We start from the raw sequence: 22,109 nt of genomic DNA on the forward strand, positions 1-22,109 counted from the left end.
GGAACCGGAGGCGGCCGGTGAGGGCCTTGCTCAGCTCTGGTTGAAGAAGTCGCGCGAGCGGCCGCCGGGCTCGCCGCTCACGATCTGGGTGTCGGCCGGGGTCAGCAGGAAGACCCTGGTCGCCACCCGCTCGATCGAACCGCGCAGACCGAAGGTCAGACCGGCCGCGAAGTCGACCACGCGCTTCGCGTCGCCCGGGTCCATCGAGGACAGGTTCACGATGACCGGGACACCGTCACGGAACAGCTCGCCGATGCCGCGGGCGTCGCGGAAACCGTCCGGGGTGACCGTCGCGATGCGGCGGCCCTGATCGACGGCGGACTCCGACGCCACCTTGACGCGCGGGTCCGTGACCCACTGCTCGCCGGGGCCGACCACCGAACCCCCCTGCGGGGCCTCCGCGTAGTCGTCGTCGTAGTAACGCTCGTCGTCGCTGTCCTCTACGAGACCCAGCCAGGCACTCGCCTTGCGCACCGAACCCATGGACGCCTCCTTTCATCGCGGTCAGTTCTGTCTTCTCTTCCGCGTCCCTATCGTCGTCCATGATGCTGACAACGCGCCAAGTGGATAGTCGCCGCGCAGGGGTTTCGTGACGGTACTGGTGCAGAACATCCGTTGCACGGTCAAGGATCCCAGCGGGTACCGCTGCTGTCTGAGTGAAAATACGACCAGTACGGCCGTACGGGTGAGCGATGGGGACGTACGGGTGACGGACGGTGTCGCTACGATGCCCGTCGAGCACGCGTATGACACACGGGGGAATCGTTTTGTTCGGCATCGTCAGACCATGCACGCACCGCCTCGGGGAACGGTTCAAGACGGAGTGGATGGCCCATCTCTGCGGGCTGTGCCTGGCACTTCGGGGGGACCACGGCCAGTTCGCGAGGATCGTGACCAACTACGACGGGCTGCTCGTCTCCGTTCTGACGGAGGCTCAGTCCGGACCCGCCCCGGGCTCCCGGCGCACCGCCGGGCCCTGTCCACTGCGCGGGATGCGCACCGCCGCCGTGGCCAACGGCGAGGGGGCGCGGCTCGCCGCCGCCGTCTCGCTCGTGCTGGCCTCCGCGAAGGTGCGCGACCACGTGGCCGACCGGGACGGCCTGTTGGCCCGCGCCCCGATCGCCCTCGCGGCGCGCCGGGTGGCCCGAGGCTGGGACCGGGCGGGTGCCCGTACCGGGGCCTCGCTCGGCTTCGACACGGCCGTGCTCGTCGACGCCGTGGACCGGCAGACGGGCATCGAGACCCTGGCCGGAGCCGGCACGCCGGTGCTCGTGGTGACCGAGCCGACCGAGACCGCCACGGCCGCCGCCTTCGCCCATACCGCGACCCTCGCCGGGCGGCCAGGCAACGCCCCCGCGCTCGCCGAGGCCGGACGCTACTTCGGGCGGCTCGCGCACCTGCTGGACGCCGTCGAGGACCAGGCGGCGGACGCGGCGGCGGGCGCCTGGAACCCGCTGACCGCCACCGGGACCCCCATCGCCGAGGCCCGCAGGCTGTGCGACGACGCCCTGCGGGGCATCCGGCTGGCGCTGCGGGAGGTGGAGTTCGCCGACGCGGGCCTCGCCCACCGGCTGCTCGTGCACGAGCTGCGCACCTCGGTGGACCGGGCCTTCGGGACCGCGGGCTGCGCCCACACGGCGACGGCCCCGGCCCCCGAGGGCTCCTTCGGGCCGCCTCCGGTGGACTTCGGCCCGCCGCCGGCGCCCCCGAGCAAGCCGCGCCGCGGCCTGCTGGCGGGCTGCGCGGTGGCCCTGGGGCTGTTCTGCACCTGCCAGCTGTGCTGCACGGACCACGAGGGCCCGTGGTCCCGCAAGAAGAGGGACGCGTGGTGCGACAACTGCGACTGCGGTCCGAACTGTGACTGCAGCTGCGACGGCTGCTGCTGCTGCGACGGCTGCGGCTGCGACTGCTGACGCGGTCCCCGGCGCCCTTTCCCGTGTGCCGCCTTTGGTGGGCCTGTGCGCCGTATGTCCGATGTACGCGCCCTGCCTTTGTCCCGACTGTGCAACAGCTGTGCACGGCGGCTCTTCGGTCGGAACCTTGCCGTCCGGGGCGAATTCAGGCCGTTTCGGATCGTCTGTCCGGGTCGCCGTCGACGTGGAGCGGGCTTTTGGGGGCCTTTGGGGTCGCCGGTGGCTGAATTACGGTCTTGCCTGGCACCTCTGGCGGCAGAAAACATTCGATAGCATTTACGAGGTTTGTCAGGGGCACGGCGAACGGTGATTCGTCCGTCCTGCCTCTGAGCACCCATACAGGCCCTGGACACCGCACCTGAATTCCGGGCCTTCGATCCCTTCCGGGAGGACAACTAAGTGACAGTCAAGCGCATCTTCCGTTCCAGGCTCTTCGCGGCTGCCGTCGGTCTGACCGCCGTGGCCACGCTCGCGGGTCCCGCGGCCGCGGCCGAGGCCCCGAGCGGTGCCAGCGTCAACGCCGACCGCCTCGCCGCGGCCGAGGCCGCGGTCCTGCGCGCCGATGTCGCTGGTACCGCGTGGGGTGCCGACGAGACGGGGACCCTCGTGGTGACCGCCGACTCCACCGTGTCGGAGGCCAACATCGCGAAGATCAAGAAGGAGGCCGGGTCGAACGGCTCGGCCGTGCGCATCGAGCGGACCCACGGAAAGCTCTCGCAGCTGACCACGGGCGGTCAGGCGATCTACACCACGACGAAGCGCTGCTCCCTCGGCTTCAACGTGCGCCGGGGCACCCTCTACTACGCGCTGACCGCCGGTCACTGCACCCAGGGTGCGGGTACCTGGTACGCGAACACGAGCGGCGTGGTCATCGGCGCGACGGCGGGCTCCAGCTTCCCGGGCAACGACTACGGGATCGTCCGTTACGACAACAAGGGCCTGTCGCACTCCGGTGCGGTCTACGGCCAGGACATCAAGGACGCGATCAACCCCACCGTCGGCATGAGCGTGAAGCGGACCGGTTCCACCACCGGTACCCGCTACGGCAAGGTGACCGGTCTCAACAAGGCGGTCAACTACGGCAACGGCAACATCGTCTACGGTCTGACCCAGACCAACGCCTGCGCCGAGCCCGGCGACAGCGGCGGCCCGTTCTACACCGGCACCCACGCCCTCGGCCTGACCTCCGGCGGCAGCGGTGACTGCAAGTCGGGCGGTGTCACGTACTTCCAGCCCGTCCGGGAAGTGCTCACCCGTTACAACGTGACCGTGTTCTAAGCCACACGCACCCGCTTTACCTTTTCACCTGATTCACCCGCTTCACCCTGGACCTCCTCCCGTCTTCCGGGAGGAGGTCCAGTGCGTTCGTGTCCATTTGCCGGCCTTCCGGTTTCCCGCGGGGCCGGCGTGGAAGGGTTGAGCGGCATGAGCGCTGACGCAGAAGATCCGGCCGCGGCCTGGGAGCGGTGGCACGAGCATCGGGTGGTCACCGTGTCCGCCCCCTACGGGCCGCTCGCACTGACCGGCACCCACTGGCTCGCCGACTACCCGGAAGGTCGAATTCCGGCCGTTCCGGGACACTGGCGGGCCACCACCGCAGGAGTGACCCTGACCGCCGGTCCCGAGGACGGGATCGCCCTGGACGACGCACCCCTCACCGGCGCCGCCGTCCTCGCCGCCGACGAGGCCCCGCCCTCGCACTCCCGGCTCCGCGCGGGGGAGGTGCGGCTCGTCGTGATCCGGCGCGAAGGGGAATGGGCGGTACGGGTGTTCGACCCGGCCGCACCGGGCCGGGCGGCCTTCGCCGGGATCGAGGTCACCCCGTACGACCCAGCGTACGCGGTGCCGGGACGGTTCATCCCGTACGGGGAGGACCGGACGGTCCAGGTCGAGAACGTCGACGGACGCGCGCGCGGGCTCGGCCTGGGCGGTGAGCTGGGCTTCGACTTCGCCGGCGCCCGGCACGCGCTGCGGGTCGCGGTGGACGAGGGGGACGGCAGTCTCTGGGCGGTCGTCGGGGATGCCACCGGCGGCCGTTCCAGCTACCGGTTCCGCTTCCTCAGGCCCGGAATCCCGGCCGCCGACGGCTCGATCACCGTGGACCTCAACCGGGTCCAGCTGCCTCCCTGCGCCTTCGCGGACCACTTCGTCTGCCCCTTCCCTCCGCCCGGCAACACCCTGCCCTTCGGGATCGAGGCGGGCGAGCGGCGGCTGAAAGGCGCCCTTGCTAGCGGTATCTGACACCAGGAGACTCCCGTCAGCGTCTCTCGGGGCTTGTCAGGGGCACGTCGAGCGGCATCCCGTCCGCCGCGCCCCCGGCCGCCCTCCACGGGCTCCGGCACCACCCCACCCCGCCGGGCCTCCGACCCCCACTCGGGAGGACGACAAGTGACGATCAAGCGCATCATCCGTTCCAGGTTCTTCGCCGTGGCCACCGGCATGGCCGCCGTGGCCGCGCTCGCGGCCCCCACGGCCGCGCACGCCGACGGCGGCTTCAGCGCCGACCGGCTCGCCTCCGCCGGCGCCTCGGTCCTGCGTGCCGACGTCGCCGGCACCGCCTGGCACACCGACTCCGCCACCGGCACCCTCGTGGTCACCGCCGACTCCACCGTCTCGGCGGCGAGCATCGCCAAGATCCGCAGCGAGGCCGGAGCGAACGCGGCCGCCCTGCGCATCGAGCGCACACCGGGCAAGCTGACGAAGCTGGTGTCCGGCGGAGACGCCATCTACGCGACCGGCTGGCGCTGTTCCGCCGGTTTCAACGTGCGCAGCGGCAGCACCTACTACATCCTCACCGCCGGACACTGCACCGACGGCGCGGGCACCTGGTGGACCAACTCCGCCCGTACCACCGCCATCGGCCCGACGGTGGGCTCCAGCTTCCCGAACAACGACTACGGACTCATCCGCTACGACAACGCCTCCCTGGCTCACCCCGGCGCCGTCGGCAGCCAGGACATCACCAGCGCCATCAACGCCACCACCGGTCTGGCCGTCACCCGCCGCGGCTCCACCACCGGCATCCACAGCGGCTCGGTGACCGGGCTCAACGCCACCGTGAACTACGGCGGCGGCGACGTCGTCTACGGCATGATCCGGACCAACGTCTGCGCCGAGCCCGGCGACAGCGGCGGTCCGCTCTACTCGGGCACCCGCGCGGTCGGCCTCACCTCCGGCGGCAGCGGCAACTGCTCTTCGGGCGGCACCACGTTCTTCCAGCCCGTCGTCGAGGCGCTCAACGCGTACGGCGTGAGCGTGTACTAGGCCCTGCCCCGGGCCGCGGCACGGACCCGTGCGCCCCCGCCGGACCCCTGGACGTCCTCCCGCCTTCTGGGAGGATGTCCAGGGCGTTCGTGTCCACGGGGGGAGCGGGTTTCCGCATGAAGCGAATCGGCGTGACCGGACACCGGTCGATCCCGGACGAGCTGCTCGGCCATGTGGAGGAGGGCCTGCGGTCCGTACTGGGGGGCCACGAAGGGCCGTTGGAGGCCCTCTCCAGCCTCGCCGAGGGAGCGGACCAGCTGTTCGCCGCCATCGCGCTGGAATACGGCGCGGACCTCACCGTGGTCATCCCCAGCGGGGACTACGAGGAGGGTTTCGAGGGCCCCGGATCGCTGGACCGGTACCTGGGGCTCAAGCGCCGGGCCGCCCAGGAGGTCCGGATGGACTTCGCCCGCTCCACCGACGAGGCCTACTACGCGGCCGGAACCTACATCGCCGATTCCTGCGACCGCCTCGTCGCCGTCTGGGACGGCCTGCCCGCCCGCGGGCACGGCGGCACCGCCGAGATCGTCGCCTACGCCCGCGCCCTCGGGAAGCCCGTCACCGTGATCTGGCGGGAGGGCGTGACCCGGGACTGAGGCCACGCCCGTACGCGGGTCAACTGCTGTGCCGGGCCAGCCAGTCCGTGTGCTGCGGGGACACGTACCGCTCGGTCTCGTAGACCGCCGTCGGCCACTGCGTCTCGGTGATCGTCGTCTGCATCACGACCATCATCGCGGAGAGGTCCTGCTCGATCAGCGTGTGCGCCTCTATGAGCGGATGGTGGCGCCGCACCTCGTTCCAGGCGATGCCGGCCGTCGCCGCCGCGCTCAGCAGCCCGGTCAGCGCCGGCCCCGGACCCGAACCGAAGGCCCCGAAGAGGGCGAACAGCAGCGCCAGCAGGGTCAGCAGCACGATCGACCACGACCACAGGGCCGTCGCCCGCCGGGACACCTCGGTCTTGCGCTGGTACCAGTTGCGCTGCTCGATCAGCCGGTCGCGGACGTAGGTCTCCCTGCGGACCTGGTAGTCCAGCCCCCGCAGCCGGAACATCGCCCCGGTGATCTCCCCGCCCTCCGGCACCAGCCCGGCGGTCCGCGGATCCTCCCAGCCCATCTTCCGCAGCTCGTTCAGCCCCGCCTCCAGCCGGGTCCGGTACGTCTCCTCGACGCCCGGGACCTCGCTGCCGAAGGGGGCGCCGTGGACGGCGTACCGCCAGGCCAGCGATTTGATGAACTCCGCGGCGCTGCGGTTGAGCTGCCACTGCGGGCGGGCCCGGCGCCGGGTGGCCCGTACGCCCACGCCCAGCACCCCGGCGTACGCGAGCACGCTGAGGAGCCCGGACAGGTACGCGGAGCCGAGCTTCGGCCCCTCGGGCAGGGCGGCGATCACGGCGGCCACGACGAGCAGCATCAGCTGGGCGCGGGTGGCCTGGGTGGACTCCCGCTGCCGGGAGATCGCCGCCTGGTCGGTGTGGTGGAAGAGGGCCGGCAGGTCCTCGTTGCGAAAGGTCATGCTGTCACTCACAGCGAACCCCCCAGTCTGCTGTTCGTCCATGGATCGGGGAGGTGCGGGGGCGGCTCCCGGCGGGAGCCGCCCCCGCGGATCACACCGCCAGCGGCTCCAGGTCCCGGTGGACCCGGCGCTCGTCGCGGGCGTACCGCGTCAGCCCGTGGTCCTCGCCGAGGAGCCGGGTCAGCTCGGTCACCGTCTCGGCGCGGACCCGGTTCGCCTCCTCCTTGCGGCCCATCATGTCCAGGCTGACCGCCATGTTGGAGGCGCTCGCCAGGGTCTCCGGGTGGTGCACGCCCAGCGCCTCGCGCAGCCGCATCACCGCGAGCCGTTCCAGCTCCAGGGCGCCCTCCGGATCGCCCAGGTCGGCCCGGGCGTTGGCCAGGTTGAGGTTGGCGAAGATGGTGTGCGGGTGGTTGTCGCCCAGCACCTCGCTCATGTGCCGGATGGTCTGGCGCAGCATCGGATCGGCGGTCTCCGCCGCCCCCGTGCCCCAGTGGAACACCGCGAGGTTGTTGACCGCGGCCAGGGTGTACGGGTGCCGCTCGCCCGGCACCTTGACGTACTCGTCCACCACCTCCTGGGCCAGGTCCCGCGCCCCGCCCGGGTCCCCCGTCGCGAACAGGTCCGCGGCCAGGTTCAGTTCGCAGGCCAGCAGGTCCGGGTTGACCGAGGTGTACTTGGCCCGGTACCGGTTGCGGGTCGCGGTCGTCAGCCGCAGCGCGTCCTCCACGTCGCCCGCCCTGCGCAGCGAGACCGCCAGGTTCTTGGCCGCCGACAGGGTGCCGGGGAAGGCCCGGCCCAGGGTCCGCTTGTAGATCTCGTACGTCCGGCTCAGCAGCTGCACCGAGTCGTCGTACCGGCCCACCTCGCGCAGGTCGCGCGCCAGGTTCTGCGCCGAGGACAGGGTGTACGGGTGGTCCGTGCCCAGCACCTCGGTGCGCCGGTCGAAGACCTCCTGGTCGATCTCCCTGGCCCGGGCGTACTGCCCGATCATGCGCAGGTTCAGCGCCAGGTTGTTCGCGGCGGCCAGGGTCCGCGGGTGGGCCTCGTGGAAGATCTGCCCGAAGCCCTCGTGCGCGGCGTTCGCCAGCTCCATCGCCTCGCCGTAGCGGCCGAGGGCGCCCAGGTCCATGGCCAGACCGCTGGTGGTCATGTAGGTGTGCGGGTGCGAGACGCCCAGCGCCGCCTGCTGGCGCTCCAGGGTGCCCTCGTCCAGTTCCATCGCCTCCACGAACCGGCCCTGCGAGCGCAGGATGTTGGAGAGGTGGAAGCGCAGGTACAGGTACTGGAGGTCGTCGCCGCCCAGGGTCTCGCGCCAGGTCTCGCGCAGCTCCTCGCCCAGCGCGTACGCGGCCTTGAAGTCCCCGCGCTTCCAGAGGTAGCGGACGCGGTCGATCAGCAGCCGGCGGGTTTCCGGCTCCTTGCAGAACCGGGCCTCCGACGGGGTCAGGTGCGGCCAGATGGTGTTGAACCGCGGCCAGGTCTCCGGGTTGTCTATCGGCTCGTCGTCGTCCGGCCGGGCACCCGCCAGGATCCGGTGCACCGCGTGCCGGGCCTCGCGCTGCTCCTCCTCGGAGAGCTGCGCCCGGATCACCGCCTGCACCAGTCGGTGGACCTGGATGCTGTTGCTGACCTGGTCGACCTTGGCGAGCGCGAAGCGGCCGATCTCCCGGATGACGCGGCCCAGGACCAGCTTCTCCTGGAGGGAGGAGTCGTACGGCTTGAGGGCGTCGATCATCTCCTTGCTGTAGAGCAGGTTCGCCGAGATCGGCTCGGGTGCGAAGAAGGCGCACAGCTGGAGCAGCCGCACGGCCGCGGGGGAGCGGGACTGGAGCCGCTCTATGGAGACGTTCCAGGTGGCGGCCACCGGCTCCGGGTAGCCGGGCGGCTGGTTCAGCGCCAGTACCCGGGCGGCCTGCTGGGCCAGCTGCTCGATGTACGCGGACACCGGGGTCGCGGTCTCCGCGATCCAGGCGCCCGCCTGCTCGACGGCCAGCGGCAGGTCGCCGACCGCGATGGCCACCTGCTCGGCGTCCTCCTTGCTGAGGCCGGGGGCCCGGCGCTGGAGGTGCTCGATGGACTCCTCGCGCAGGAACACGTCCACCGGGAGGGCGTCGCCGTACTGGGACCAGGACTGGTTGCGGGAGGTGACCAGCACGTGCCCCGGGCCGCCCGGCGGGAAGTACCGCTTGAGCGTCTCGGGATCGTCGGCGTTGTCGAAGACCAGCAGCCAGCGCGAGGAGGGGACCCCGCGCCGCAGCAGGTCGATCGCCTCCTGGGAGGCGGCCGACATGTCCTCGCCGGTCTGCGCGCCGAGGCGTACGGCCAGTTCCGCGAGGGCGGCCACCACGTCGTCGGTCTGCTCGGCGGAGATCCACCAGACCAGGTCGTAGTCGGCCATGAACCGGTGCACGTACTCCAGCGCCACCTGGGTCTTGCCGACGCCGCCGAGCCCGAACAGGGTCTGCGGCTGTGGCAGCACCACGGATATGCCGCCGCCGAGCTGGTCGCGCATCCGCTCCAGCACGATGGAGCGGCCGGTGAAACCGGGGTTGCGGGGCGGCGCGTTCCAGATCTTCGGGACCGTCCCCGGGAAGCGGGGTCCGGGCGCGGAGGCGCTGGCGACGGTGTCGGGCAGCGCCATCGGCCGTTCCACCGCGCGCAGCAGCGCGGTCGTGGCGTGCACCTCGTCGAGGCGGAACAGGTCCACCGGGTTGCGGTCGATGTACGGGGTGGACAGGCGCACGTCGCCCACCCGCAGCGGCACCAGCTGGCGCCGGCCTCCCGTTGGGTCCTCGGCGGCGGCCCGCTCCCACACGTCCACCGCGCGGGCGGACTTGAGGTAGGCGCTGGAGAGCAGCACCACGGTCCGCGCGGCGGTGTCGACGCTGATCCCCGTACCGCCCAGGGTGTCCCCGCCGGCGGCGGCCGGGGTCCGTTCGGCGGAGACGTCGCGGGGGACGACCCGGAAGCCGGCCCGGGTGAGCACCGATTCGATCCAGTCGGCCCACATGCGGTTCTCGGCGACGTACGAGAGGAAGAGGTCCGCGGGCAGGGCGGGGCGGCGCCGGGTGAAGGCGTCGCGGATGCGCAGGCGCACCTCCTCGCCGATGGCCGGCATCGAGGTGACGTCGCCCTCGGTGACGACGGTGGTGAGCCGTTCGAAGGCGGAGAGCAGGGAGTTGGTGAGCCCGGCCTCGTCCCCGAAGGTGGCCAGGGTCTCCTCGTAGGCGTAGTAGGGGCGGTACGGGATCTCCACCGCGCCCCAGTAGGAGGTGAGGTCGTCCCCGATCAGGCCGTTGGGGAAGCGGTCGAACTTGATCCGGGCCAGGGCGCGGCCGGCGTCGGCCTTCTCCTTCTCGCCCTCGTCGATGCGCATCGGGACCGGGTAGATCTTGATGCCGCGGTCGTTGAAGCGTTCGTCGATCTGCCGGGCCACGGAGGCCGCGCCGTCGATGGACTGGTCGGACAGGGTGAAGCAGTCGACCAGGACGTCGGGCAGGTGGACCGTGCAGATGTCGGCTATGTCGGAGAGGCCGGTGCGGCTGTCGATCAGGACGTAGTCGTAGTTCCGCTTCATGTCCGCCCGTAAGGCGTCGAAGAAGAGCCCGCCGCCGAGCCGGTCGTAGAAGTTGTCCCAGTCGAAGGTGGAGACGGTCGCCGAGTACTCGCGGTTCTGCCGGCCCGCCGAGACGAAGTCGAGGGTCCCGCCGTCGGGGAACTCCCAGCCGAGGGTCTCGGGGGTCAGCGAGACGGCGTGCGGCTGGATCCGCGCGTAGTCCTTGTGCCAGTCGTCGGCGCGCTGCACCGGGCTGGTGGCCGCCCACGCGTACTCGCTGATCAGGTCGATGACACCGGTGGTGGCGCCGAGGGTGGAGGGGTCCAGGAAGGGGTGGAAGAAGCGGTGCAGGCCGGGGGCCTCCAGGTCCCAGTCCACGGCGAGGACCCGCTTGCCGTTGGCCGCGAGGATCCAGGCGGTGTTGGCCAGCGCCATCGTGCGGCCCGTGCCGCCCTTGTACGAGTAGAAGGTGACGATGCGCCCCTCGCGGTGCTCGTCACGGCTGCTGTGCTGGCTGTCACGACTCGATGTCATCCGCGTCCCCCCGGTCGTTGTCGTTGGTGTCTGTGGGCCCGCCGTACCCGTCGCCCGTATCGCCCACGGTGGGCGGGAAGGGGGCGGGCGGTGGGGCCGGCGGCCCGTTCATCCCCATCGGACCGAGCAGCCGGGGCCGTTCGGTGCCGGCCGCGGGGCTGCCGGCCGGCGGATAGACCTGGGCGTGTCTGAGGAACTGCTGGGCGGCGGCTTCCACCACCTGCGGCAGGATCTGCCCGAGCGTCTCCATGTTGGCCACGCCGTTGGCGGCGGCCCGGCAAGCGGCCCGGCCCTGGCTCATCTTGACGGGCATGGTGTCCTCCAGCCGGTGGGCCAACTCGCCCTCCTTCGCGCGGCTCTGGTGGTCGTACCGGTTCCACGGCACCACCACGTTGATCCACGGCCGGGACTCCTGGTCGAAGGCGGCCAGGCGCTGGCGGCGCTGTTCGTCCTCCACCGCCCACCGGTCCACGATGAGGATCTCGGGGCGGGTCGGCGGCTGTTTGGAGTCGAAGTGCCCGGCCTCGTCGTCGAACGAGCCCACCGTCGTCTGGTAGTTGAGGTTGCGGACCAGGTCCTCGGCCACGTAGGCGATGGGCCGCTGGGAGACCGGGTGGTACGGGTTCCAGTCCAGCGCGCTGTCCCCGTAGTACTCGGGGCTGCGGCCCTCGGGCAGATCGTGCCGGGAAGCGGCGGCCACGGTGACGTGCAGGGTGCGGGTGGTGCTGCTGGGGGTGCCGTTCGCGGAGCCGAAGGCGCTGGGCACCAGCCGGTAGTCGAGCGGCCGGATGGGATCGAGCCGGACGGTCTCGGCGACCCGGACGATCCGTTTGGCGAGTTCGTACACGGCGCTCTCGTACTGCTCGGCGTAGCCCCGCAGTTTGATCAGTCCGTAGAGTCCGTCGGTGACGTAGCGCTCGCCGAAGGTGTTGTGGTTGAACTGCAACCGCTCGGCTGGAAGCGGTAGTTGGGAGGGCGGCACCGGCACCCATAACGCGGGCACGATGGCTTCGGCCGGCTGGTTGCTGAGCGCCACGTGGTGAATGGTGCGCTGCGCGAAGGCGAACCACTCCTTCCCGCACATCTCGCTGGCGAAGTAGCGCGGCGAGAACAGGGGGACGAAGACCCGGCAGGTGGCGAGCGCCGCCCCGAGCCGTTCCGACCAGCCCTCACCGCTGCGTATCTCCCGGTCCATGAAGCCGGCCTCGGCTCCCGCGGGCAGATTCGTCAGCGCCATGACATGGCTGCAGAGGTCGCGGAAAAGCCGCTCCACCCACATGTCCGGGTCCGGTCCTCCCGCTCCGAACCTCGGTGTATGCGCATAACTGAGAAAAAAGTACGGCTGCACTGATGCGGGCACACGACCCCCGTCCCGAAGATGCGAGCGAAGAAACATCATTCCGGAGCTGCTCCGCCACATCCCCTCATCGTTCAGTCAATCAGCGTCTGTTTTCGGTCATCCATTCAAGCGCGTGATCGACGGCATGCGGAAGGGCGAAGAGCATGGTCGATGCTCCGCCGATCCGCCCCCGGTGAATCCGGTCTTCCGGGAACTCCCTGCCGATCTCGGCGAAATCGCTGTCATCCAGCGCGATGTCCTCGTACGCGGTCCACCCTTCCCCCTCGGGCCCTCCGGGCTGCCGCCCCGGAAGTCCCGGATGGTTCACCTTCACCACACACTCGTACATGCGCAAGGGGGGCTGCGGAATTCGATACTCCGCGAGATGGAATGCGGTGCAGACGGAAAATCCCACATTGATCATGAGTACCTTCCATCCCGTGCCGCACATCTTTCCCAGGGGTGATTCCTCGCCCAAATGGCTGGTCAGCGGATGCTCCGCACACATTCCCCGGGCCCCTTCGCCGACGGCGGCGAAAGAGGTCTGCGGATGCCCGCTGCGCGCCGCTCCCGGGGCGGTGCGCACCGCTTCCGCGAGGACCCCCATCCCGTGGCTCGGGGTGCGCGCCTGGTCGAAGGCGGGCATCCGCGCGCGGAACTCCCGTACGCCCTCCTCGGAGAGGCCCGCGATCCGCGCCAGGTGCGCGGTGGAGGTCTTGGAGTTCTGCGGGGTGAAGGCCGGCGCGGCGAGGGTGCCGCGCGGGCCGACGGCGGCGAGGAGGGCGCTCAGCAGCTCCCCGGCGCGCAGGCCGGTGCCGCCGAGCGCGGCGTGCACCAGGAGGCGCATGCCGGGGCGGACACCGAGCGCGCGGAGGGGGCCGACGAGTCCGGCGGGGCCGCCGGTGCCGGGGCGGGGGAGCCGGCCGGCTTCCCCGGGGCCCGGCGGGCCGCTCACGCGTCGACCGCCTTCAGCTCCCAGCGCAGCTGCTCCACGAGCCGCTTCCCGGTGCTCGTCAGCTCCGCCGCCCCCGACAGCTGGTCCAGCGCCCGGTTGATCCGGTCCAGCCCGCTCGGCTCCGCGGCGGCGGTCGCCCGCCGGTAGGCCTCCACTGCCACCCGCTCGTGGACGTCGGCCAGCAGCCGGGACACCGGGACCGGGCTCTCCCGCCACGGCGAGGGGTGCTGCCACTCCCCGTCCAGCGCGTACAGGTCGGCCACCTCCGTCAGCGCCTGGAGCCCGGCCCGCCGCCGCCCGGTCAGCAGCGCGAGCGCGGTCTCCGCCACCCCGGCCGCGTACGGCACTCCGAGCGCGCCCGGACCGTGCCGCCCGGCCTCGCCCCAGCCGCGGGCCCGGGGACCGCCCGCGAGCGGGGTCAGGGTGGTCAGCCCGGTGGCGGCCGCCCGCGCGAACTCGGGCACCGAGGCGTGCAGCAGCGCCCATGCTGCGTCGAGGCGCTCCCGCCACTCCCCGGCCTCCGCGGCGCCGAGCCGCAGCCGGGGCGGGCGGGCGAAGCAGTTGCGGTGCGGGTCCAGGTCCTCCAGCGCCACGGGGGCCGCGTCCGGCCCCGGGGACCAGGTGCGTACGGGCTGCCAGCGCGCGTCGCCCGCCGCGGGCCCGAAGCGGTGCTCGGGGCGGCCCTCCTCGCGTACGGCGTACCACCCGTCGGCGGCGTGCAGCGTGGCCCGGCCGTCGGTGCCGGGCTCGCCCAGGCGCAGCAGGCCGAGCGTCGGCAGGTACACCTCGCCGTCCCGGTAGACGACCTCGGCGGGCAGGTCGAGCCCGCCGCGCAGGACGGCGGCGGCGGCCAGCGCGGTCAGCCGGCGGGCCGCCTGCGGGGCATCGGGGCGGCCCTGGGCGGCGGGGTCGAGGCAGGCCATGACCCAGGTCCGGGTGAAGGGGTGGGCCAGTACGGCGTCCACCGCGTCCGCGCCGGCCTGCCCGGCCCGCTCCACGGCGCCCAGCACCCTCCAGGCCCGCTCCCACTCGGAATCACCCGTGCGGCGGTCGTTCAAGAGGGCGAGCAGGTCCCTGGTCAGCTGCGCCTGGGAGCCGGCCAGCTCGGCCGGGTCGGACAGTTCCGGCGCGCTCGCGCGGGCACTCGTACGGCCCTCCACGCCGTCGACGAGCTCGCGCAGGTCGGTGCAGTAGACGGAGGGGTTGTCGAAGTCCCCGGCGGCTCCCGCTCCCGCGTCCCCGGCCGCTCCCGCCCCCGCTTCCGCGCCCGGGCCATCGGCCGGACCGGCCTGGTAGCGGTGCGTGTAGAGCCCGCCTCCGCACGAACGTACGACGGGGCACCGGCGGCACGTAGCGCTGACGCCGGCCAGGCCCAGCTGCCGGGCGCGGACCCCGGGATGGGCCGCGACCAGGTCGAAGGCGTGGTCGAAGACGTTGAACCCGGTGGCTGCGGCTCCCTCGAAGGCGCTCTTCAGGGAGTCGACTTGCTCCAGGTTCCCGTCGGTTTCCACGACCACGAGATCGGTGGGCGCGAGGCCGAGGGACTCGGTGAGGCTGGGGCCGCCGGCCAGGGTGGAGAACAGCGAGTCGAAGAGCCGTACGGGGACCGGGCGCCCGAGGTGCTCCCAGTGGTCGAAGACCCGCAGCAGCCAGCGCGCGTAGGTGTCGGGGGCCCCGTCGGGGCGGACCGGGGGCGTCTGCCAGGTGGCGTGCGGGAGGAGGAAGTCCACGCGCGGAGGGGCCAGTTCGACCAGGGCGTCGAGCACGGCCACGGGGTCGTTGGCCACGTCGATGGTGCAGAGCAGGCCCTGGTAGAGGTGGCGGTAGGGCTCGGTGCGCAGCAGGTCCACGGCGGCCAGGACCAGGGGATGGCTCGTGCGTCCGTCGGCGAAGCGCCGGTGGCGGTCGTTGGCCGCGCGGTCCCCGTCGAGGGAGACGCTGACGCTGACGCCGAACTCCGCGAAGAGGTCCAGATAACGGGGGCTGAGCTGCAGGCCGTTGGTGTGCATGCGCAGGTCGAGGGCGGCGATGCCGTCGAGGGCGCGGGTGAATTCCTCGCACACGAGCCGGAGGCGGGCGGGGCCCGCGAGAAGCGGTTCCCCTCCGTGAAGGATGACCGTGACGGAGGGGAGTGCGTGTGTCCTTGCGTGTTCGGCGAGCCGCGACGCCGTCTGTGAAATCACCTCGGGGGAGATCACTTTGGGCCGGGCGCGCCAGCTCTGATCTGCGTGTTCGTAGACATAGCAATGATCACAAGCAAGATCGCATCTGCTGTGAACTTTCAGGACGATCTCGCGAAAAGCGATCAGGCCGGTCATTCCACCAGTCTAGAGCGCTGACTTCCTTGTCAGAGCGCGGAGTTGAAGATGGGCGTCTGAACCTTTCGGCCGGATTCCGTCGGGAGGACGCGACCCAGGGTCGCGGCCGCGCGCGCGCCGCGGACATCGATCCGGTCGAGCGGGACGCGGGTGGCCGTGACGGTGCTGGCCGGGTGGGTTGCGGAGGTGTTCATGACGCCGTCCTCGGGGAGGTCATGGGGAATGGGAGGAGGACATTGGCGAGGAGAGCCAGTGTCTGGCGCGGACTTTACCTGGCCCGGTGTCCTTCGGCTCGCTAAACCTGGACGCGGGTTCTCACAATGTGACCTCTCGGCCGAACGAATGTGACGAACGATCACGCGCCCGTGGCATGGGTGAACGAATGCGACGGGCCCGCGCTCCGGCCGTTTACCCGAAGGCAAGATCCATTTCCCGTTTCCGGGCCTTCCCGCCCCCCTCCTACGCGGGCTGCTGCTCGTTCACCGGAGGCGCGGGCACCTCCCTGAGCAGCCAGGTCAGTACGTCGGGCAGGGCGCGCAGCGCCGCGAAGTGCGCGGCGGCCGGGTCGATGTTCGTGGTGGCGCCCGGGATGCGGCCGGCCAGCCAGCGGGAGTGGCCCACGGGGGAGAAGACGTCGAGCTCGCCGTGCCAGATCAGCACCGGGCACCGGATGTCCGCCGGGTCGAAGCCCCAGGGGCCGCTGAAGGAGATGGCGTCGTCGATCCAGCCGTAGGCGGAGGTGCGGACCCCCTCGCGGTAATTGCGCAGCAGCATGGCCCGCAGCCCCGCGTCCGCGACGATCATGCGGTCGCTGTCGGTGAGCTCGCGGCGCAGCTCGTCCAGGAGCCGGCCGGGGTCCTCGGCGATCCCGGCGGCGCGCGGGATCAGCCGGGCGGCGAGCTCCTCGGGGTCCCGGCCGGCCGTGGAGTGCTCCCGGATGTTCGAGGGGGACATGCCCTCGAACCAGTCGAGGTTCTCCGCGTCCCGGGGGGCCAGGGAGACCAGCGCGGCGGTCCGGGTGACCCGGTCGGGGAGCAGGGCGGCGCAGGCCAGCGCGCCGGGGGCGCCGCCGGAGCGGCCGGCCACGGCGAAGGTGTCCAGGCCCAGGGAGTCGGCGATCGCGGCCACCTCCGCGGCCACGTCGGCGACGGTGCGGCCCGGATGGCGGTCGGAGCCCCCGTAGCCGGGGCGGTCGTAGGCGATGAGCTGCATCCGGCGCTGGTAGAGGACCATGCCCCGGGGGGCGGGGCCCAGGCGGCTTCCGGGCATGCCGTGGAGCAGGAAAACGGGTTTTCCGTGCGGGTCGCCCCAGCGCTCCACCGTCAGATTCCGTCCGTCCGCGACGCGCACCTGACTGCGCACGCGCTCCCTCCCTCACGGTCGACGCGACTCGTCATCGTGATTGTGCTCGCTGGGGGAGGAGCGCGGTAGGGCGCACTTCGCCCGAAATTCTTGTGAAAGTTTTCACAAGCGCACAGGGGTCTTAGGTCCCGGGAGATACATGCAGGTCAGAGGGGTGGCGGGAGGGGTGTGAACGGGCGTGAACGGCCCTTCGACCCGCCGGGAAAGGGCTTTTTCGGCGGCCCGGCTTCCGCTTTTGGGTGTCGAATTGAGTCATCAGGAAAGCGGTTCAGGTTGAGTCGAAATGAAGGAGTTCCTGCCATGCAGGCGAACGAGATGGTGGATGGACTGGTCCAGGGGGCGCTCAAGGCGCTCGACCAGTTCTCGTCGTTCAACCAGGAGCAGGTCGACCACATCGTCAAGAAGGCCTCGCTGGCCGCGCTGAGCCAGCACGGCGAGCTCGCCCAACTGGCGGTCGATGAGACCGGCCGCGGTCTCTTCGAGGACAAGGCCGTCAAGAACCTCTTCGCCTGCGAGCACGTCGTGAACTCGATGCGCGGGCTCAAGACCGCCGGAGTCATCCGCCGCGACGAGCTGAACGGCATCACGGAGATCGCCGAGCCGGTCGGCGTCGTCTGCGCGATGACCCCGGTCACCAACCCGACCTCCACCACGATCTTCAAGGCCCTGATCGCCCTGAAGACCCGCAACCCGATCATCTTCGCCTTCCACCCCTCCGCGCAGAACTGCTCGGCCGAGGCCGCCCGCATCGTCCGCGACGCCGCCGTCGCCGCCGGCGCCCCCGAGAACTGCGTCCAGTGGGTCACCGCCCCCTCCATGGAGGCCACCGGCGCCCTCATGAACCACCCGGGCATCTCCACCATCCTCGCGACCGGCGGAAACGCCATGGTCAAGGCCGCTTACTCGTGCGGCAAGCCGGCCCTGGGCGTCGGCGCGGGCAACGTCCCGGCGTACGTCCACAAGAGCGCCAAGCTCGGCCGTGCGATCCACGACATCGTGCTCTCCAAGGCCTTCGACAACGGCATGATCTGCGCCTCCGAGCAGGCCGTCATCCTCGACGCCGAGATCTACGAGAAGGGCCTCGCCGAGTTCAAGCGGCTCGGCGCCCACGTGGTGTCCGCCGCCGAGAAGACCAAGCTGGAGCAGTTCGTCTTCGGCACCACCGCCTACGCCGCCGACGCCAACGGCGCCAAGCTGAACCCCGCGGTCGTCGGCAAGTCCCCGCAGTGGATCGCCGAGCAGGCCGGCTTCACCGTCCCGGCCGAGGCCTCGATCCTCCTCGCGGAGTGCAACGAGGTCGGCGAGAACGAGCCGCTGACCCGCGAGAAGCTGTCCCCGATCCTGGCCGCCCTGAAGGCCTCCGACACCGAGCACGGTCTCGAACTGGCCGCCGCGATGGTCGAGTTCCACGGTCTGGGCCACAGCGCCGCCATCCACGCCGAGGACGAGGAGCTCGTCGAGGAGTTCGGCAAGAAGGTCAAGGCGATCCGCGTCATCGCCAACTCGCCCTCCACCTTCGGCGGCATCGGCGACGTCTACAACGCCTTCCTCCCCTCGCTCACCCTCGGCTGCGGCTCGTACGGACACAACTCGGTGTCGAACAACGTCACCGCGGTCAACCTGATCAACGTCAAGCGGATCGGACGGCGCAACACCAACATGCAGTGGTTCAAGGTCCCGCCGAAGATCTACTTCGAGCGCAACTCCATCCGCTACCTCGGTGAGATGGACGGCATCAGCCGGGTCTCGATCGTCACCGACAAGACGATGGTCTCCATCGGCTTCGTGCAGAAGGTCGTCGACATCCTGCAGGCCCGCGAGGGCGCGGTGTCGATCCAGATCATCGACAACGTCGAGCCCAACCCGGAGCTCTCCACCGTCCAGGCCGGCGCCGCGATGATGCGCGACTTCAAGCCCGACACGATCATCGGCCTCGGCGGCGGTTCGCCGATGGACGCCGCGAAGATCATGTGGCTGATGTACGAGCGCCCGGAGGTCGAGTTCGCCGACACGAAGGAGAAGTTCTTCGACGTCCGCAAGCGCGCCTACAAGTTCCCCTCGCTCGGCGAGAAGGCCAAGATGGTGGCCATCCCGACCACCTCCGGCACCGGCTCCGAGGTCACCCCGTTCGCCGTCATCAGCGACCCGGCCGCGGCCCAGAAGTACCCGCTCGCCGACTACGCGCTGACCCCGAACGTCGCCATCGTCGACCCGATGCTGCCGATGGGCCTCCCGCCCAAGGTGACCGCCGACTCCGGCTTCGACGCCCTGACGCACGCCACCGAGGCCTACGTCTCCGCGTACTCGAACGACTACACCGACGGGCTGTGCCTCCAGGCCATCAAGCTCATCTTCGAAAACCTGCAGCGCTGCGTGGTCGACGGTCCGAACGACCCCGAGGCCCGCGAGAAGATGCACAACGCCTCCACGGTGGCGGGAATGGCCTTCGCCAACGCCTTCCTGGGCATGGTCCACGCCATGGCGCACACCCTGGGCAACACCTTCCACGTCGCCCACGGCCGCACCAACGCGCTGCTCCTGCCGCACGTGATCCGCCACAACGGCACGGTCACCCACAAGGCCACCCCGTGGCCCAAGGCCGAGGTCTACCGGGCGCCGGAGCGCTTCCAGGAGATCGCCAAGATGCTGGGCCTGCCGGCCGCCACGGCCGCCGAGGGCGTCGAGTCCTACGCCAAGGCCGTCGAGGAACTCCGCAGCAAGTGCGGGATCCCCGCCTCCTTCGCCGAGGAGGGCGTGGACGAGCAGGCCTTCATCGAGGCCCTGCCGACCCAGGCCATGAACGCCTACGCCGACCAGTGCGCCCCCGCCAACCCGCGGATGCCGATGATCGACGACCTGAAGCAGCTCATGCGCCAGGCCTACTACGGCAACATCGAGGGCGCCCCGGCGAAGAAGGCCGCCGCCAAGAAGAAGTGACCCCCGAAGGGGAGTGACCCTTCTTCCTCCTGAAAACCTCCGCTAAGGAGCGGAAAAGCCCGCCCGGGACGCTAAGGCCCGGGCGGGCTTTCCCATGTCCCGGTGCGGGCGGGCTCAGGTGTGCGGGATCAGCAGGGCCGCCGCCGACAGGGCCCGCTCCAGGGAGGTGGCCCGGTCCGCGCCGCGCTCGCCCAGCACCACCCGGGTGCTCAGGCCGTCCAGCAGGGCGAGCAGCTCCGAGGCCCGGGCGGGGACGTCGAGGCCGGCGGCGAAGCGGCCCTGCTGCACCCCCTTGGCGAGGAGCGCCTCCAGGTCCTTCTGCCAGCCGTCGTCGATCTCCTGCTGGGCGGCGCGCAGCGGCTCGTTCGAGGGGATGCGGGCCCACAGCTCGATCCAGAGCGTCCAGCGCGGGTCGCGGGGGCCGCGGGGCAGGTAGAGCTCCAGGAACAGTGCGAGCTTGCGGTGGGCGGTGACCCTGCGGCCCAGCAACTCGGCTCGATCCGCGGCCAGTTGCTGCTCGCTCCAGTTCAGGGCGGCCAGCAGCAGTCGGTCCTTGCTGCCGAAGTAGTACAGGATGTGGCCGCCGCTGGTGCCGAGCCGTTCGGCGAGCGCGGACATGGTGAGCGTCGCCAGCCCGTCCTCGGCGATCGCCGTCATGGCCTCTTCCAGCATCCGCTCCTGGGCGATCTGCCCGTCGCGCCGCCGTGCCGCTCCCGCCGCTCCTGCCACCCGTGCCGCCTTCCCGATCTTCGTCGGCCGACCTTATCCCGGACAGGGTCTTGACGGGGTCCGGCTCGGCAGCGCATCTTGAATGCCATTCAAGAACTTAGAACGCCGTTCAAGGTCTGTTCACGGTTCGTGGTTCACGGTTCACGGTTCACCGCCGAAGGTCAGGGGCAGACGCATGGCACACCAGGAGACGACGGTCGCCGTCGACGAGGTCTTCAGAGTCGAGACGCACGGCATCGACCCCATCCCCGACGCCGAGCGCCACGGCGGGGCCAAGGACCTCTTCTGGCTCTGGTTCGGTTCCAACCTGACCTTCACCTACGTGATCAACGGAGCCCTCGCCGTCGCCTTCGGCCTCAGCTTCTGGCAGGCCACCGCCGTGGTCGTGATCAGCGGGCTGTCCTTCTTCGCGATCAGCGCCGCCGGCCTCAGCGGCATCCGCACCGGCACCGCGACCCTGGTCATCTCCCGGGCCGCCTTCGGCGTACGGGGCAACTGGCCGGCGGGCGTCCTCAACTGGGTGGTGAGCATCGGCTACACCATCGTCAACACGGTCGTCGGCACCCTGGCCCTGGAAGTGTTCTTCGCCGAGATCGGCCTGGGCGAAGGCACCCTGATCCGGGCCGCCGCGCTCGGCATCACCCTCGCGCTGACCTTCGCCGTCGCCATGTGGGGACACGCCACCGTGCAGTTCGCCGAGCGCTGGATGGCCTACGTCCTGGCCGTCGGCTTCGGCGCCCTGCTGGTCTTCGTCCTGCCCGGAGCCGAGACCACCGCCCCGGCCGACGCCCTGGCCCCCGGCCTGTCCGGCTGGAGCCTGGCCTTCGTCGTGATGCTCGCCGGGCCGTTCTCGTACCTGCCGATGCCCGCCGACTACACCCGCTACCTGCCCCGCACCACCTCGCTGAAGTCGATCACCTGGATGGGTGCGCTCGGCGGGTTCGTCTCCTCCGTCGCCCTCGGGATCGCCGGCGTGGCCGCCGCCACCCAGACCGACATGACCGACGCCGTCGCCGGGGCCGAGAGCCTGCTGCCCGGCTGGTTCCAGCCGCTGTTCCTGGCCCTGGTCCTGGGCGGCTCCGTCACCAACTCGATCATCACCCTCTACTCCTCCAGCCTGAACCTCCAGGTCCTCGGCATCCCGTGGAGCCGGGCCCGCGCCATCGTGGTCAGCGCCGCCGTGACCGCCGCCGGATCGCTCGCCGCGCTCTTCCTCACCGACTTCACCACCTCGCTGCTGTCCTTCCTCTCCCTCCTGATCATCGTGTTCGCCCCCTGGGGCGGCGTCTTCCTCGCCGACATGCTGCTGCGCCGCTGCCGCTACGACTCCGACGCGCTGCACGCCGGGAGCGGGGGCGCCTACTGGTACCGCTCCGGCTACCACCCCGCCGGCATGACCGCCCTGCTCGCCGGCATGGCCTTCGCCGCCCTGACCTGCGACTCCGAGCTGTGGACCGGGCCGCTCGTGGCCCCGCTCGGCGGCGCCGACCTCACCCTGCTCGGCTCGGTGGTCGCCGGGCTCACGTACTGGGCCCTCGCCCGCCGGGTGCCCGCCTACGCCCCGGCCGCCTGAGGGCCTTCCCCCCCGGCCGCCTGAGGGCCTCCCCTCCCGGTCGTCCGGGGCCTCCTTCCGGCCCCTCCCGGCCGCCTGAGGGCTTTCCCTCCCCGCCGTCTGCTTTCCCGTACC

The 22,109-nt window shown here is 71.1% G+C and carries 16 protein-coding genes; 7 read left to right on the forward strand and 9 right to left on the reverse strand.

All coding sequences use genetic code 11. The features are described from left to right. Positions 1-30 precede the first annotated feature (30 nt). The gene (locus OHA37_RS30660; RefSeq protein ID WP_243340959.1) at positions 31-483 is read right to left on the reverse strand and encodes a cell division protein SepF; all 453 of its coding nucleotides are present in this window, start codon (positions 481-483) and stop codon (positions 31-33) included. A gap of 284 nt (positions 484-767) precedes the next feature. Here OHA37_RS30660 and OHA37_RS30665 point away from each other — a divergent pair, with 284 nt between their 5' ends. The 5 genes from OHA37_RS30665 (at position 768) to OHA37_RS30685 (ending at position 5,773) form a co-directional block, all read left to right on the forward strand. Then, positions 768-1,913 (forward strand): DUF5685 family protein, encoded by a 1,146-nt coding sequence (locus OHA37_RS30665; protein WP_266909948.1) that lies wholly within the window; start codon positions 768-770, stop codon positions 1,911-1,913. 399 nt (positions 1,914-2,312) lie between these two features. Continuing rightward, a complete protein-coding gene (locus OHA37_RS30670) occupies positions 2,313-3,191 on the forward strand; it encodes a S1 family peptidase (protein WP_266909950.1) in 879 nt (292 codons plus the stop codon). Positions 3,192-3,338: 147 nt separating this feature from the next. Continuing rightward, complete coding sequence (locus OHA37_RS30675; protein ID WP_266909952.1) at positions 3,339-4,154, forward strand: DUF1684 domain-containing protein; 816 nt, start codon at positions 3,339-3,341, stop codon at positions 4,152-4,154. A gap of 198 nt (positions 4,155-4,352) precedes the next feature. Beyond that, the gene (locus OHA37_RS30680; RefSeq protein WP_266913228.1) at positions 4,353-5,177 is read left to right on the forward strand and encodes a S1 family peptidase; all 825 of its coding nucleotides are present in this window, start codon (positions 4,353-4,355) and stop codon (positions 5,175-5,177) included. A 116-nt stretch (positions 5,178-5,293) separates the two neighbouring features. After that, entirely contained in the window at positions 5,294-5,773 is a 480-nt protein-coding gene (locus tag OHA37_RS30685) for a hypothetical protein (protein ID WP_266909954.1), read from the forward strand. A gap of 19 nt (positions 5,774-5,792) precedes the next feature. Here OHA37_RS30685 and OHA37_RS30690 read toward each other — a convergent pair whose 3' ends face one another. The 7 genes from OHA37_RS30690 to OHA37_RS30720 all read right to left on the reverse strand — a co-directional run bounded on the left by OHA37_RS30690 (position 5,793) and on the right by OHA37_RS30720 (position 16,756). After that, on the reverse strand, positions 5,793-6,689 hold the full coding sequence (locus tag OHA37_RS30690; RefSeq protein WP_266909956.1) for a DUF4231 domain-containing protein: 897 nt from the start codon (positions 6,687-6,689) through the stop codon (positions 5,793-5,795). A 91-nt stretch (positions 6,690-6,780) separates the two neighbouring features. Continuing rightward, positions 6,781-10,782, reverse strand: coding sequence for an FxSxx-COOH system tetratricopeptide repeat protein (fxsT, locus tag OHA37_RS30695; RefSeq protein ID WP_266909958.1), 4,002 nt, complete (start codon positions 10,780-10,782; stop codon positions 6,781-6,783). Continuing rightward, a complete protein-coding gene (locus OHA37_RS30700) occupies positions 10,766-12,178 on the reverse strand; it encodes a TIR-like protein FxsC (RefSeq protein ID WP_266913230.1) in 1,413 nt (470 codons plus the stop codon). The genes fxsT and OHA37_RS30700 overlap by 17 nt, the downstream gene beginning before the upstream one ends. Positions 12,179-12,221: 43 nt before the next feature. Then, positions 12,222-12,956: an aminoglycoside N(3)-acetyltransferase gene (locus tag OHA37_RS30705; protein ID WP_323182374.1), complete on the reverse strand. Its 735-nt coding sequence runs from the start codon at positions 12,954-12,956 to the stop codon at positions 12,222-12,224. 116 nt (positions 12,957-13,072) lie between these two features. Beyond that, entirely contained in the window at positions 13,073-15,394 is a 2,322-nt protein-coding gene (fxsBH, locus tag OHA37_RS30710) for a radical SAM/SPASM protein FxsBH, inactivated beta-hydroxylase extension form (RefSeq protein ID WP_266909960.1), read from the reverse strand. A gap of 29 nt (positions 15,395-15,423) precedes the next feature. Continuing rightward, entirely contained in the window at positions 15,424-15,588 is a 165-nt protein-coding gene (gene fxsA, locus OHA37_RS30715) for an FxSxx-COOH cyclophane-containing RiPP peptide (RefSeq protein WP_254384685.1), read from the reverse strand. A 265-nt stretch (positions 15,589-15,853) separates the two neighbouring features. Continuing rightward, on the reverse strand, positions 15,854-16,756 hold the full coding sequence (locus tag OHA37_RS30720; RefSeq protein WP_266909963.1) for an alpha/beta fold hydrolase: 903 nt from the start codon (positions 16,754-16,756) through the stop codon (positions 15,854-15,856). A gap of 300 nt (positions 16,757-17,056) precedes the next feature. On the opposite strand from OHA37_RS30720, the gene adhE reads away from it, so the two are divergent. Beyond that, a complete protein-coding gene (adhE, locus tag OHA37_RS30725) occupies positions 17,057-19,693 on the forward strand; it encodes a bifunctional acetaldehyde-CoA/alcohol dehydrogenase (protein ID WP_266909965.1) in 2,637 nt (878 codons plus the stop codon). 114 nt (positions 19,694-19,807) lie between these two features. Here adhE and OHA37_RS30730 read toward each other — a convergent pair whose 3' ends face one another. After that, positions 19,808-20,365, reverse strand: a complete 558-nt coding sequence (locus tag OHA37_RS30730; RefSeq protein ID WP_266913234.1) for a TetR/AcrR family transcriptional regulator — start codon at positions 20,363-20,365, stop codon at positions 19,808-19,810. Positions 20,366-20,597: 232 nt separating this feature from the next. Between OHA37_RS30730 and OHA37_RS30735 the strand changes: the two genes are divergently transcribed. Then, a complete protein-coding gene (locus tag OHA37_RS30735; RefSeq protein WP_266909967.1) occupies positions 20,598-21,995 on the forward strand; it encodes a purine-cytosine permease family protein in 1,398 nt (465 codons plus the stop codon). The last annotated feature ends 114 nt before the right edge of the window (positions 21,996-22,109 follow it).

The organism is Streptomyces sp. NBC_00335, from assembly GCF_036127095.1.
In the GTDB taxonomy this organism is placed as follows: Bacteria; Actinomycetota; Actinomycetes; order Streptomycetales; family Streptomycetaceae; genus Streptomyces.

Excerpts from the sequence above, each read along its gene's own strand:
- fxsA (WP_254384685.1), bottom strand. The coding sequence starts at position 15,588 with ATGAACACCTCCGCAACCCACCCGGCCAGCACCGTCACGGCCACCCGC.
- OHA37_RS30675 (WP_266909952.1), top strand. The coding sequence starts at position 3,339 with ATGAGCGCTGACGCAGAAGATCCGGCCGCGGCCTGGGAGCGGTGGCAC.
- OHA37_RS30660 (WP_243340959.1), bottom strand. The coding sequence starts at position 483 with ATGGGTTCGGTGCGCAAGGCGAGTGCCTGGCTGGGTCTCGTAGAGGAC.
- adhE (WP_266909965.1), top strand. The coding sequence starts at position 17,057 with ATGCAGGCGAACGAGATGGTGGATGGACTGGTCCAGGGGGCGCTCAAG.
- OHA37_RS30730 (WP_266913234.1), bottom strand. The coding sequence starts at position 20,365 with ATGCTGGAAGAGGCCATGACGGCGATCGCCGAGGACGGGCTGGCGACG.
- fxsT (WP_266909958.1), bottom strand. The coding sequence starts at position 10,782 with ATGACATCGAGTCGTGACAGCCAGCACAGCAGCCGTGACGAGCACCGC.
- OHA37_RS30680 (WP_266913228.1), top strand. The coding sequence starts at position 4,353 with ATGGCCGCCGTGGCCGCGCTCGCGGCCCCCACGGCCGCGCACGCCGAC.
- fxsBH (WP_266909960.1), bottom strand. The coding sequence starts at position 15,394 with ATGACCGGCCTGATCGCTTTTCGCGAGATCGTCCTGAAAGTTCACAGC.
- OHA37_RS30685 (WP_266909954.1), top strand. The coding sequence starts at position 5,294 with ATGAAGCGAATCGGCGTGACCGGACACCGGTCGATCCCGGACGAGCTG.
- OHA37_RS30700 (WP_266913230.1), bottom strand. The coding sequence starts at position 12,178 with ATGTTTCTTCGCTCGCATCTTCGGGACGGGGGTCGTGTGCCCGCATCA.
- OHA37_RS30735 (WP_266909967.1), top strand. The coding sequence starts at position 20,598 with ATGGCACACCAGGAGACGACGGTCGCCGTCGACGAGGTCTTCAGAGTC.
- OHA37_RS30690 (WP_266909956.1), bottom strand. The coding sequence starts at position 6,689 with ATGACCTTTCGCAACGAGGACCTGCCGGCCCTCTTCCACCACACCGAC.